This window comes from Polaribacter sp. Hel1_33_78, assembly GCF_900106075.1.
Classification (GTDB): Bacteria; Bacteroidota; Bacteroidia; order Flavobacteriales; family Flavobacteriaceae; genus Polaribacter.
Map to the genome: position 1 here is coordinate 2,854,099 of NZ_LT629794.1, position 13,885 is coordinate 2,867,983.

The 13,885-nt window shown below is 32.5% G+C and carries 8 protein-coding genes and 1 riboswitch; of the genes, 3 read left to right on the forward strand and 5 right to left on the reverse strand.

Features of this window, described 5'->3' with window-relative positions:
- Positions 1 to 70: 70 nt before the first annotated feature.
- The 5 genes from BLT88_RS14410 to BLT88_RS12435 all read right to left on the reverse strand — a co-directional run bounded on the left by BLT88_RS14410 (position 71) and on the right by BLT88_RS12435 (position 7,746).
- On the reverse strand, positions 71 to 1,291 hold the full coding sequence (locus BLT88_RS14410; RefSeq protein WP_231960002.1) for an acyloxyacyl hydrolase: 1,221 nt from the start codon (positions 1,289 to 1,291) through the stop codon (positions 71 to 73).
- 36 nt (positions 1,292 to 1,327) lie between these two features.
- Positions 1,328 to 1,747, reverse strand: a complete 420-nt coding sequence (locus tag BLT88_RS12420) for an Rrf2 family transcriptional regulator (protein ID WP_036783131.1) — start codon at positions 1,745 to 1,747, stop codon at positions 1,328 to 1,330.
- Positions 1,748 to 1,765: 18 nt separating this feature from the next.
- Entirely contained in the window at positions 1,766 to 2,944 is a 1,179-nt protein-coding gene (locus tag BLT88_RS12425) for an O-succinylhomoserine sulfhydrylase (RefSeq protein WP_036783128.1), read from the reverse strand.
- Between the two features lie 51 nt (positions 2,945 to 2,995).
- A complete protein-coding gene (gene thrA / locus BLT88_RS12430) occupies positions 2,996 to 6,397 on the reverse strand; it encodes a bifunctional aspartate kinase/homoserine dehydrogenase I (RefSeq protein WP_091955115.1) in 3,402 nt (1,133 codons plus the stop codon).
- Between the two features lie 74 nt (positions 6,398 to 6,471).
- On the reverse strand, positions 6,472 to 7,746 hold the full coding sequence (locus tag BLT88_RS12435) for an O-acetylhomoserine aminocarboxypropyltransferase/cysteine synthase family protein (protein ID WP_091955118.1): 1,275 nt from the start codon (positions 7,744 to 7,746) through the stop codon (positions 6,472 to 6,474).
- A 122-nt stretch (positions 7,747 to 7,868) separates the two neighbouring features.
- Positions 7,869 to 7,979, reverse strand: a riboswitch (SAM riboswitch).
- Positions 7,980 to 8,409: 430 nt separating this feature from the next.
- On the opposite strand from BLT88_RS12435, the gene metK reads away from it, so the two are divergent.
- From metK to BLT88_RS12450, 3 genes are all read left to right on the forward strand, one after another.
- Positions 8,410 to 9,666 carry a methionine adenosyltransferase gene (gene metK / locus BLT88_RS12440; RefSeq protein WP_091955120.1) on the forward strand — a complete coding sequence of 419 codons (1,257 nt, stop codon included), beginning with the start codon at positions 8,410 to 8,412 and terminating at the stop codon, positions 9,664 to 9,666.
- Positions 9,667 to 9,880: 214 nt separating this feature from the next.
- A complete protein-coding gene (locus BLT88_RS12445; RefSeq protein ID WP_091955123.1) occupies positions 9,881 to 11,641 on the forward strand; it encodes an LruC domain-containing protein in 1,761 nt (586 codons plus the stop codon).
- A gap of 426 nt (positions 11,642 to 12,067) precedes the next feature.
- Entirely contained in the window at positions 12,068 to 13,777 is a 1,710-nt protein-coding gene (locus BLT88_RS12450; protein WP_091955126.1) for an amidohydrolase, read from the forward strand.
- Positions 13,778 to 13,885 lie beyond the last annotated feature (108 nt).

A 13,885-nucleotide genomic window follows, 5' to 3' on the forward strand; every position in this document is an offset into this window, starting at 1 on the left:
CTATCGATTTAGTAGATTAATAAAATAACAACATAAAAATTATTGATATTTCAATATTTTAGGAGGAAAATTAGAAGGTTTTGCCTAAAGTTATTTGAAGAGGAACTGCAACGCCATCATTGCCCGTGAAAATATTTCCATTTGAGTAATGCATGATTCGTAATTCGAAATTATATTTTCTATCTTTTCCGAAGAACACACCAAAACCCATAGTATCTTGATATGTTATTTTTGGTCCACTTTCGAAACCATCAATATTACTTTTTGTAATGTATGTTGGACCTATTAAAGAGTAATTAGCATAGAAGTCAAACTCTTTTTTTCTTAAGAGATAAAAACGTAAAACAGGAAATATTGAGAAAGCCATTACATTTTCACTTGTTAGTTCTGATTGAAAAGCGGTTACGCTTGCCCCCCAATCTAAAGAGAAAACTTTTTCTGACCTGTATATTAATCTTTGGTAAGTAATTGAAAAAGCATGTTTTGCCTTTACTTGACCAACCCAAAAAACCGGAATTCCAAAACTCTCAAAATTACCTACTTTTAAACTCATTCCAAAAAAACGGTTTACACCAAAACCTAATGCGCTTGTGCCGTAACTAAATTGCAAAATATTGTTTGGAAAAAAATAATCATTCCCTGTATATTCTTCAGCTATTGCATCATCAACTTGCTGCAAATGGTACTCAAAACCTAACGATACTTGTGAAATCGCAGGTTGATTATGCTTTGTAGATTTTGGTAAAAATGTTCCATTTAAGGACAATCTCCATTTATCATTTAAACGGTGTTGCACTCCAAAACCATAAAGTAAACTTGCGTAATGGGCATCTTCATAAATTTCTTTATCTTCTATGAAAAAACCAAATCTGGTTAAATTTGCTACTCCTGCTTCAGCATAAAAAGAGGTGTTTTTATGAAGCTTAAAATCTTTTTTTAATGATAAAGACCAAGCATTTATCCAAACACTTCTGTCATAACCAATGTTGTTCACATTATCGTATTTAAACCAAGAAGCTGGCCTCATTGTTCCAAACTGAACTGCTAAATCTTCCGTTAATTTATGGCCTAATAACAATCTTCCTGAAAACCAGTTTCTACTAAAAGTTGCTGTTTTGTAGCCATCAATTAAATTATCATTTGAAAACGGATAAAAAATACCTCCTAGATTTATACTGTAATAAGATTTGGATAGAAAATTAGTAAATTTTGTCTTTAGTTTTTTTTCTTGTTGACTAAAGATACCTAAAGAAAAGAACAACATTAAAAATAGAAGTACAGTATTTTTCATATTAGGTAACGCAAGTTTTTTTTTATTATAAATATTCTATGATTTCTTCCTGGTTAAATCTGCCAAGGTTGTATTTCTAAAAATTTGAAGCGCACTATCTCTAACCTGAAGCATTAAATTATGAACAGCACAAGTATCTTCATGTGGGCAATCAGCACACTTTTCATAAAATTTTAAGCTTACACACGGCAACATTGCAATTGGTCCTTCTAGAATCCTCATTACAGAAGTCATTTGAATATCCTCGGGCTCTTTTAATAAATAATAACCACCACCTTTTCCTTTTTTGGAACCTAAGAATCCGTTTTTACGAAGCGTTAATAAAATGCTTTCTAAAAACTTTAAAGAAATATTTTCACTTTTAGAAATTGTAGCAATTGATACAGGAGCGCTATCTTCCCGTTTTGCCAAATATGTAAGTGCTTTAATTCCGTACTTTGTTTTCTTTGAGAGCATAAAACAAAACTACATAATTTAATGTGATTTTTTAGCATTCAATGCGTGCTCAATATCTGTAATAATATCCTTTACATTTTCTAAACCAACAGAAACACGAACCAAGCCGTCTGTAATACCTACTTCTAATCTATCTTCTTCAGATAAACGCCCATGAGTTGTTGATGATGGATGGGTAACAATCGTTCTGGTATCGCCTAAATTTGCAGACAATGAACACATTTTTATGTTATCTAAAAAGTTTCTTCCTGCATTAATTCCGCCTTTAATTTCGAAAGCAACAATATTACCTCCAAGTTTCATTTGATTTTTTGCCACTTTATACTGTGGATGCGATTTTAAAAATGGATATTTTACCAATTCAACATTCGTATTTCCTTCCAAAAATTCGGCTACTTTTAATGCATTTTCGCAATGCTTTTCGACTCTTATTGACAGTGTTTCTAAACTTTTAGACAATACCCAAGCATTAAAAGGTGACATTGCTGGCCCAGTATTTCTTGCAAATAAATAAATCTCTCTCATTAACTCTTCGTTTCCAACGGTAACACCCCCTAAAACTCTTCCTTGCCCATCGATTAATTTAGTCGCTGAATGAATGACCAAATCTGCTCCGAATTTAATTGGTTGTTGAATGTAAGGGGTTGCAAAACAATTATCTACAATAAAAATAAGGTTGTGTTTTTTGGCAATCTTACCAATCAATGCTAAGTCTAAAATATCTACCGCAGGGTTTGTTGGTGTTTCTATATAAAGAATCTTTGTATTCTCTTTTATTAAGTTTTCTACTAAATCTACTTCATTTACCTTAAAATAAGAAGTTTCGATATTCCATTTTGGTAAATATTTGGTAAACATACTATGCGTAGAGCCAAATACAGATCTGCAAGAAACAACATGGTCTCCTGCATTTAACAAAGCAGCAAATGTTGAAAAAATAGCGGACATTCCTGTTGCAAAAGCATAACCCGCTTCTGCACCTTCCATAGCTACAATTTTATCTACAAATTCAGTTGTATTTGGGTTTGAAAACCGACTATATAAATTACGTTCTTTTTCTTCAGCAAAAGAAGCTCTCATTTCTTCTGCGTCTTCAAAAACAAAACTAGACGTTAAATATAACGGCGTAGAATGTTCAGAAAACTGAGACCTTTCAGTCTGACTTCTAATCGCTTGTGTTTCGAAATGTTTGCTCATTGTTTTTTTATAAGATCCTGAAACAAGTTCAGAATGACGCAGAAAAATCTGCTAATTATTGTGTTTTGCTAATCTTAAGATATCTCCAAAAACGCCTCTTGCGGTTACACTTGCTCCTGCCCCTGCCCCCTGAATTACGATGGGTTGTGCTCCGTAAGATTCCGTATAAATTTCAAAAATAGCATCAGAACCTTTTAACGAACCCAAAGGAGTACTTTCTGGGGTAGAAACTAATTTTACTTCTAAATTGCCTTTATTTTGAGATAAATCTCCACTTAATTCACCAATATATCTTAGAACGTGATTTGGTTTTTGGTCCTCTTTTAAAGTTTGATATTCGTCGTCTAATAACTCTAAATTATCTAAAAAAGCACTAACAGAATTGCCTCTTAGTTTTCCCGGAATTAGATTTTTAATTTCCACTTCTGGTAATTCATTTTCAAGATCTAGCTCTCTTGCTAAAATTAATAATTTTCTAGCAACATCATTTCCTCCTAAATCTTCACGAGGATCTGGCTCTGTAAAGCCTTTATCAATAGCTTCCTGTAATATGCTTGAAAAGGGAACATTTTTTGTAGAAAAATTGTTAAATAAATAACTTAAAGACCCCGAAAAAACACCTCTAATTTTGGTAATATTCTCTCCTGACTCATGTAATAAACGAATGGTATCAATCAAAGGTAACCCTGCACCAACATTTGTCTCATACAAATATTGTTTTTTGAATTCTTTTAACTTCGCTCTTACTTCTTTGTAAAAATCAAAAGATAATGTATTTGCAATTTTGTTACAAGAAACCAAATCAAAACCAGCTTCAATAAAAGGAATATAATTCTTAACAAAATTTATGTTCGAGGTATTATCAACTGCAATTAAATTTTCAAAATGATGTGCTTTTGCGAATGCAATAATATCTTCAACTTTTAGATTCTCTTCTCCATTGGCTAGAAGATTCTCTTTCCAATTTTTAGAAACTCCGTTTTTACTCAGTAATACTTTTTTAGAGTTTGCTATCGCAAAAACATTCAACTGAATTTTTCTTCTTTCTAAAACTGATGGTGTATTATCAATGATTTGGTCTATTAAAGTTCCACCAACTAACCCCTTCCCAAAAACTGCAATGTTTATTTTTTTGGTTACTCCAAAAACTTGACCGTGAATTACATTAACCGCTTTATGCAATTCCTCCTTTCTCACCACCAAACTCACATTTTTACCAGACACTGTGTTATTAAATAAAACAGGTACAATTTGATTTTTAATTAAGGCATTATAAGGATGATGAAACTCACTTAAATCTTGACCAATAATTGAGATTACGGCAACATCATCTACAATTGAAATTTGATTGACATCTTGCGAATAAAAATCATTTTCAAACTCTTTTTCCAAAGAAAAAACTGCTTCGTGTGCTCTTTCAGCTTCAATAATTAAACCAATTCCTCTTTCTGAAGAACCTTGAGAAATTATACTAACATTAATATTCTTATCACTCAAAGCTTTAAAAATTCGAGCGTCCACTCCTACTTTCCCTAATAAACCTCTACCTTCAAAATTTAACAAGGCAACATTATTAATTGTAGAAATAGATTTAATTCCTTTTGTAGTTGACTCTGAAGTAATTAAGGTTCCTTTATCTTCTTTGTTAAACGTATTTAAAATACGGAGATTTATATTCTTTTCTAACAAAGGAATAATCGACTTTGCATGTAAAATAGTTGCTCCAAAATTTGCTAATTCATTGGCTTCGGAAAAAGATAATTCTTCAATTTTTTTTGCATCAGCCACCAAATCTGGATTAGCAGTATAAATACCACTAACATGTGTGTAATTTTGCAACTCGTCAGCATCTAAAAAATTTGCCAATAAAGCTGCCGTATAATTACTTCCATTTCTACCTAAAGTTGTCGTTTCTCCTTTTTTATTTGAAGAAATAAAACCTGTTACAATATTTATTGTCTCCTTATTTTGTTTGTAATATGCAATGACATTTTCTTTAGAAAGAGATGAAATTGGTTGTGCGTTGCCAAAGTTTTCATCGGTAATAATTAAAGTTCTAGCATCTGTTGCATTTGCGGAAATATTTTCTTTTTCTAATAAACTAGCCAAAAGTTTAACAGATAATAATTCACCTTGAGCCAATACCTCGTCTTTTATTTTTTGACTGTAATCACCTAAGAGAGAAACCCCTTCAAAAATGGTTTCTAGTCTTGAAAATTCTTTCGAAAAATCTACAGAACTATTCGGGATTTGTTGATATTCTTTAAACGCTTCAAATTTTTTCTTATAGGCTGTTTTTTCTGCAGCTTTCATTAAAATCGATTCTAAATCGTTTGTAGAATTTCCTCTTGCAGAAGCAACTACTGTAATTTTTTCGTTATTTTTATATTTCTTTCGAATGATTTCTAGTACATTCTCTATCCCTTTCCCATTGGCTAAAGATTTTCCTCCAAACTTAACTACCTTCATTTTTTTCTTTCTATAATCTTTATTGAAGATTGGTTCGATAATTGTCTGTAATTGCTCATATTCGATTAAAAATGCGTCATGGCCATGTACAGAATTTATTTCATTATAGGTAACATTCTCTTTTGTTAATGCTAACTTTTTATGAGTTTCTCTATTTTCTTCCGCTGTAAAAAATAGATCTGAATCAACACCGATAATATGGATATCAGCTGCAATTGAATCTAAAATTTCGATTTTTTTCTCACCATTATTTGTTACATCAATTGTTTTTAATAATTGATTCATTAATTTATAGGATGACAATTGATATCTTTCTTGCAATTTATTTCCATGATGTAACAACCAACTTTCTACATTAAATATTTTTAATGCGTCATTTTTCGTTCGCTGAAAACGCTCTTTAAAAGATGCCGGAGTTCTGTAACAAAGCATGGCATGCATACGGGCATCATGTACTGGATTTTTTGAATTTACCAAAAATTGCTCTTGAATTTGACAATTAGCAATTAACCAATCTGTAGATTTCCAATCTGTTGCGACAGGGATAAAGTGTTTTGTCAATTTTGTGCTTAAAACCAACATTTCCCAGCCTATTCCTCCTCCTAAAGAACCTCCTATTAAAGCAAAAAGAGACTCAATTTTTAATTTTTGTAATCCTTTTAAAAAGAGGCGTGCAACATCTCTTGCAATAAAACTTTTATAAGCATCGATTACAAAACTATCAAAACCATTTCCAGGAATGTTAAATGCTAAAATTGTGTAAAAATTAGTATCGATTGTTTTTTCAAATCCTACAACATCTTTCCACCAACCGTTTTCACCTGCAACATCACTATTACCTGTTAATGCATGATTTACCAAAACAATGGGTGCAGTGCCTAATTTTTTACCAAACAATTGATAACTTAATTGAAGGTTATTAAATCGCGTTCCGCTTTCTGTGCTAAAATCACTAATCTTGATATGTTGCAATCGGTGTTTCAAATACTTTTTTTGTTTATTAGATTGAGCTTATTAAAATCTATTTAACTCTAATAAGCCCAATTTGATATATTATTTTATATTTCTGAAAATGCAGCTTTCAAATCCGCTTTTAAATCTTCTAAATCTTCAATACCAACAGACAATCTAATTAGGTCTTGAGAAACTCCTGCACTTTGTTGAGCTTCTGTATCTAATTGTTGATGTGTTGTGCTAGCAGGATGAATAATTAGCGATTTTGTATCACCAATATTTGCTAATAAAGAGAATACTTTTGTTTTATCTGCAATTGCCTTTGCTGCTTCAAAACCTTTTTTAGGTCCAAAAGTTACAATTCCACTTTGTCCTTTTGGTAAATATTTGTTTGCTAAAGATTTATATTTGCTACTTTCTAACCCAGGATAATTTACCCAAGCGACAGCATCTTGCTCTTCTAACCATTTTGCCAATGCCAATGCATTTGTAGAGTGTTGTTTTATTCTAACAGGTAAAGTTTCTAAACCTTGAATAATATTAAAAGCATTTGTTGGACTCAAAGCTCCTCCAAAATCACGTAATCCTTCTAAAATTAATTTAAAAGTATATGACGCAGCACCTAAAACTTCGTAGTATTTTAAACCATGGTAACCTGCAGAAGGTTCTGTAAATTCAGGAAATTTTCCATTTGCCCAATTAAAAGTTCCTGCATCTACAATGGCACCTCCTAGAGACGTTCCTTGTCCACCAATATATTTTGTAAGCGAATGAATTACAATATCAGCTCCGTGTTTTATCGGATTTAATAAAACAGGAGTTGCAACGGTATTATCAACGATAAAAGGAACTTCTGCTTTTTTTGCATGCAAAGAAATTGCATCTAAATCTAACACATCTAACTTCGGGTTCCCTAAAGATTCCACAAAAAATGCTCTTGTATTATCCTGGACTGCCGCTTCAAAATTATCAGGATTTGAGGCATCTACAAACGTAGTAGTAATACCGAATCTTGGTAATGTTACGCTCAATAAATTATAGGTCCCTCCATACAAACTACTTGAAGCAACAATATGATCTCCAGCTTTTAAAAGCGTTAATAGACCTGTAGCAATTGCAGCCGTTCCAGAAGCAAAAACAACAGCTCCAATTCCGCCTTCTAATGTCGCCAAACGCTCTTGTAAAATTTGATTTGTTGGGTTGTTTAAACGAGTATAAATAAATCCTAATTCTTTTAAAGAAAAAAGATTTGCTGCATGTTCTGAATTGTTAAAAACATACGATGTCGTTTGATAAATAGGCACTGCTCTTGTACCTCCGTTTGCAGTCACGTCATGTCCTGCGTGCAACGCGTTAGTTGCTAATTTTAATGTACTCATTTTTCTATTTTTTTGAGTTAATAAATAAACAAAAAAGTCAAATGCACCAATTTTTAATTGATGTACTTACTAGAAAAATGTTATTAAGAAAATAGGATTTTCCAGAACAGGAAAATTCTTTTTTGTTATCTATCCAATTATAAAATAATTGAGTAGAATTTAGCACCTTCTTTATTTCTAAAGGGTTGCTAAGGCTTCATTGGGTCTAATCCCTACACCTTTCTTGATAACATTTCAATAAGTTATTGAACTTTGTGAGTGCAAATATAATGGCAGAAAAATTTAATATCCAAATAAAAACTAGTTTCTTTTTATTAAAATATTGATTTCTCAGTTTAAGCATGTTTGTTTTATTTATTCTTTAAAAACATCAATTTTAAAACCTTTAAATTGATTTATTGATGATGCTATCACAAATAATTATCATAAAAAAAGGATCCATTTTAATTTTATAGTGTACTTTTGTAATCCAATTGAGAGGAAAAATTTGAACTGATTGCAACCTCATAAAAAAAATGCTAAAGCAGTAATTATATACTTCTTTTAGCAACGACGCAATCAATTTTTATTTTTCACAGTTTTCTGTTTTTACAGAGATAGCAGTTTAAAGAAACCTCTATGTTTTGCATCTAGGAATCATTTTTTAATAAAAAAAAGAATATTATGTCATATTTATTTACCTCAGAAAGTGTTTCTGAAGGACATCCAGATAAAGTTGCAGACCAAATTTCTGATGCTTTAATTGATAACTTTTTAGCATTCGACAAAAATAGTAAAGTTGCTTGTGAGACTTTAGTTACAACGGGTCAGGTGATTTTAGCAGGTGAAGTAAAATCTAAGACGTATTTAGACGTTCAGCAAATTGCAAGAGACGTAATTAATAAAATTGGTTATACTAAAAGTGCCTACATGTTCGATGGTAATTCTTGTGGCGTTTTATCTGCAATTCACGAACAATCACCAGATATTAATCAAGGTGTAGATAAGATGAACCCAGAAGAACAAGGCGCTGGAGATCAAGGAATGATGTTTGGTTATGCTACTGATGAGACTGAAAACTATATGCCTTTGGCCTTAGAATTATCTCATCGTTTATTAAAAGAACTAGCTGAATTACGGAGAGAAAATAAAGATATTACCTATTTACGACCAGATGCAAAATCTCAAGTAACAATAGAGTATTCTGATGATAACATTCCGCAAAGAATTGATGCAATTGTAATCTCTACGCAGCATGATGATTTTGACAAATCTGAAGAAGTAATGCTAACTAAAATCAAAAAAGAAATTGTTGAAATTTTGATTCCTAGAGTTGTTGCAAAGTTGCCTACTCATATTCAAAAATTATTTACGGATCATATTACGTATCACATAAACCCGACTGGTGTTTTTGTCATCGGAGGACCTCATGGAGATACTGGTTTAACTGGAAGAAAAATTATTGTTGATACATACGGTGGAAAAGGAGCTCATGGTGGTGGTGCTTTTTCTGGAAAAGATCCAAGTAAAGTAGATCGCTCCGGAGCTTATGCAACAAGACATATTGCTAAAAACTTAGTAGCTGCAGGACTTTGTAAAGAAGTTTTAGTGCAAGTTTCTTATGCCATTGGCGTTGCAGAACCAACAAGTATAAATGTAGATACGTATCAAACATCTACCATAGATTTAACGGATGGAGAAATTAGTAAAATTGTAGAAACTATTTTTGATATGCGCCCCTATTTTATTGAACAACGTTTAAAATTAAGAACACCTATTTACTCTGATACTGCTGCTTATGGACACATGGGAAGAACTTCAGAAATAAAAATAGTTACTTTTTCTAACCCAATGGGAGAGACTGTTTCTGAAGAAGTAGAAACCTTTACTTGGGAAAAATTAGATTATGTTGACAAAGTGAAAGAAGCCTTTAAATTATAAAAACTGACTGGGAAACAATCAAGGAAAATAAAGTCTTCTGAAAATGCAGTTTTTCATTGAGTTTTATTTCGTTTTTACCAATACCGTTCATCGACACTTAATGGTTATTGAATTCTCAAAAAGCCTCAACAGTCCAATGGCATAAGCAAAAGAAAAATTCTGTTCATACCTTGCGTAACTAGGATAAGAAATAACTCCTTAACCAAGATGCTGTATGAAAAAATTTAATATTTACTTTTTAATTTCTTTTTTAATAATTTTTAGTTCTTGTATACCAAATGATGTTGATATGCAAGAACCTGAAACAGTAGAGGTTTCAGAAAATGCAATACAAGTCTTAGAAAACTTAGACATTCCAAATGGATTTAATTTTGAAACTGAAAGAGATGTAATATTAACTATTATTGATGCAACACCTTTTGTAAAATATGAAGTTTTTGCCTATTCAAGCGATTATGACTCTGAAGCTGAAAATATTTCTGAAGCACTCAAAAGTTTGTTATATGCTGGTAAACCATATAATGGCATCGTTAATCATGTGCTTAGTTTGTCTAGTGTTTATGATAAAGTATATATTTCTAGAAAAGATGGACTGGAGTATTCTTACGAAATTATAGACGTTTTAAATAATAAAATTGATTTTACGATAACGGCCAGTAAGACTGCGAATAAAACTGCTAGAGCTTATAAAGTAAGCAGCACGGGTTGTGTAGAATGTACCGAAAACGTTTTTATAAATGGTGATTTTGAAGATGGGCCTGCGCTTCCTAGAAGTTATATCCAACCCCAGGAAAGTTTTGTTGATGGCTGGTCTACGACAGCAACTGATAATAGGATTGAGTTGTGGAAATCTGGATTTCTTGGAGTACCTGCTCTAAATGGAAGATATTTTGCAGAACTAAATGCAACACAAAACTCAGCACTGTATCAACGTATTTGTACTAGCCCTGGAGCAGAAATAAGCTGGTCGGTATGGCATCGCGGTCGGGCAGGAACCGATACCGCCGTGGTAAGAATTGGAGAAAATTTAGCTACGGCGACTATTGAAACTACAATGACCACCGGTAATACTGCCTGGGTAAAGTATTCTGGAACCTACACCGTACCCTTTGGACAAGATGACACTTATTTTATTTTTGAAGCTGTAAATACAGCTGGCAGTATAAGTGTTGGTAATTTTATTGACAATGTTGTTATTACAGAAACGCTTGCTGGTGATTGTGCAGAAGTCACTAATAAAATGTTTTATCCAAATGAATTTACAAATGCAACCATAGCGTTCGAAGACTTATGGCCATACTCCGGCGATTATGATTTTAATGATTTAGTTATTAGTTACAACATAAAAACCATTTTAAATGCAGAAAATAATGTAACGCAAGTAGATTATAATTATATCGTTGAATCTATTGGAGCAGGTTATAAGAACGGCTTTGGTTTAGAATTAGAAGGTGTTTCGCCTTCAGCAATCTCAAGTGTTACCGGATCAAATTTAACGGAAGGCATTATAACGAATAATGCGAATGGAACAGAGCAAGCACAACCAAATGCGGTGATTATATTCTTTGATAACGCCCACCTGAATGTAGGGTTACCCAATACCATATCTATTGTATTCGAGAACCCTATAACTACTGCTGCTCTAGGTAATGCTCCTTTTAATCCTTTTCTAATCGCAAACATGAATAGACTTAAAGAAGTACACTTACCTAATAAACCAACAACTTATTATCCAACAACGGTATCTATTGAAGAGGGACCAACAGTTCGAGATAGTGATGGTAATTTTAAAACACCTGAAGGTTTCCCTTGGGCTATGAATATAAATGGAAAATACAAAGCGCCAAAAGAAAAAGTTATTATTACGGAGGCTTATAACTTCTTTGCTAATTGGGCAACCTCTGGAGGTACATCCTATCCAGATTGGTATCAAAATAAACGTGGATATAGGAACAATGCTAACTTAAAAAATTAAAATTCCACTTCCATAAGTTTAAAAATCTTAGATTATAATTTAATCTCAGGTTTTGTTTTAACTAATTTTTAGCATAAGGACTATTTATAACCAGAAATATTTTATCCTACTTTTCTTGATATTTATATATAAGAATAAATGTAAAAAAAATACAACTGACTATTAATCCGTATTTTCAGGAACTTACTCTAAATACATAACAGATATCTTTCCAGAATATACTCTAAATTTGACTTTAGATAAATCGATGCTATTGAATCGCCTTGTAAACTTTTAGAGAGTGATTTTTTATTTACTTTGCAACTGGATAGAAACACACAAAAAGAAATTAATAATTATAACTGAAAAAACTGCTCTTTAAACATATTAACCTATTTCTAATTATAAAACACTAAATTCGTTTAACGCTACCTTAAAAATAAACATATGAAACAGCTTTTAACATTTTTACTTCTAGCAATACTATTTTCCAGTTGTACTAATCATTCTAATAAATTGCTTGAAAGTCAATTTTTATATTTTGGAGGAGATATTATCACTATGAGCGGAGACGAACCCACTTACGCTGAAGCCATAGTTACGAGCGGAGATTCTATCGCATTTGTTGGTCCTCTTTCTGAAGCAAAAAAACGCTTTCCTTCTTCAAAAAAAAATAATCTGAACGGAAAAACATTACTCCCTGGCTTTATAGATGCGCATGCACATTTTGCAGGATTTCCGAGTCAATCTATTGGAGCGCAAATACTTCCACCACCGGATGCTGGGGCAAACAATATCGAATCATTAATTCAGATCTTAAAAGATTGGTCAACTCCAGAAAACATTAAATTAACAGGTTGGATTTTCGGAATGGGTTTTGACGACTCCGTATTAGAGGATAAAAGGTTTCCAACAAAAAGTGATTTAGATAAAGTTTCAACCGAATACCCTATTATGATTGTTCATATTTCCGGACATTTTTGTGTGGTAAATAGCAAAGGACTAGAATTACTAAATATCAACTCAGAGACACCCAATCCAGAAGGCGGAATTATCAGACGCATTGGGGATACCCAAGAACCCAATGGCGTATTAGAAGAATTAGCTGCAATTCCATATATGCCGGCTGTTCTCGGACCTAAAAGTGAAGAAGCATTAAAAGTATTTCTAACGGCGGGACAAAACATGGCGTTGTCTTATGGCTATACAACTGTTCAAGAAGGACGCGCAATGAAGAATTCGCATCTTTTTTTAGAGCATGCTGCCAATACTGATTTCTTGAAGCTCGACGTTGTAAGTTATATCGATTACTCAATTTCAGACTCCTTATTAACATCTGATTGGTATAGCTCTTCCTATAAAAATCATTACAGAATTGCTGGGGTTAAGCTCACTTTAGATGGATCTCCGCAAGGAAGAACAGCTTGGAGAACTAAACCTTACTTGGTGCCTCCAAAGGGTGCAAAAAAAGGATATTTAGGATATCCTGCTATTCCCTCTGACGAAGAAGTTGAAAAAATTTATGAAAAAGCTTTTCAAAATAATTGGCAAATACATACGCATGCAAATGGAGATGCTGCGATGGATCAAATGATTAGAAGCTTAAAAAAAGTGACCGATACTTACGGAAATAAAGGTAGACGAGATGTTCTTATTCATGGCCAGTATGTTCGAGAGGATCAGCTAGATGATTTTAAAGATTTAAATATCATAGCATCCCTTTTTCCATTGCATACTTTTTATTGGGGAGATTGGCATAAAGAAATTATTGGTGATAGTTTAGGTAATAAAATTAGTCCCACCAGAACAGCATTAAATAAAGGGCTCAAAATAACAATACATACGGATGCTCCTGTGGCTTTACCAAACTTGATGCGCGTTATATGGACAGCTACAAATCGCGTTTCAAGATCAGGGAAAATTATAGGTGAAAAAGAAAGATTAACACCTTATGAAGCTCTGAAATGCATCACTGAATGGTCAGCTTACCAACATTTTGAAGAAGACCGAAAAGGTACGATCGAAGTTGGTAAACTTGCTGATTTAGTAATTCTAAATGAAAATCCTTTGAAATCTGAGCTCGATGACATCAAAGACATTTTAGTTATGGAAACCATTAAAGAAGGTGTAACCGTTTACAAAAAAGAAGAGTTCTAATTAAAAGCTTTTTTTGTTTGTAAAAACTAAAAATCAAAAAGGATTATTATTGGCAAAATATAGGTTGTGGAACTAGCACAAAAACATTGAATGTATTTCAACTTAAAC

Bases quoted from the DNA above. Each gene is read 5' to 3' on its own strand.
- BLT88_RS14410 (WP_231960002.1), bottom strand. From the start codon at position 1,291: ATGAAAAATACTGTACTTCTATTTTTAATGTTGTTCTTTTCTTTAGGT.
- BLT88_RS12420 (WP_036783131.1), bottom strand. From the start codon at position 1,747: ATGCTCTCAAAGAAAACAAAGTACGGAATTAAAGCACTTACATATTTG.
- BLT88_RS12425 (WP_036783128.1), bottom strand. From the start codon at position 2,944: ATGAGCAAACATTTCGAAACACAAGCGATTAGAAGTCAGACTGAAAGG.
- BLT88_RS12435 (WP_091955118.1), bottom strand. From the start codon at position 7,746: ATGAGTACATTAAAATTAGCAACTAACGCGTTGCACGCAGGACATGAC.
- metK (WP_091955120.1), top strand. From the start codon at position 8,410: ATGTCATATTTATTTACCTCAGAAAGTGTTTCTGAAGGACATCCAGAT.
- BLT88_RS12445 (WP_091955123.1), top strand. From the start codon at position 9,881: ATGAAAAAATTTAATATTTACTTTTTAATTTCTTTTTTAATAATTTTT.
- BLT88_RS12450 (WP_091955126.1), top strand. From the start codon at position 12,068: ATGAAACAGCTTTTAACATTTTTACTTCTAGCAATACTATTTTCCAGT.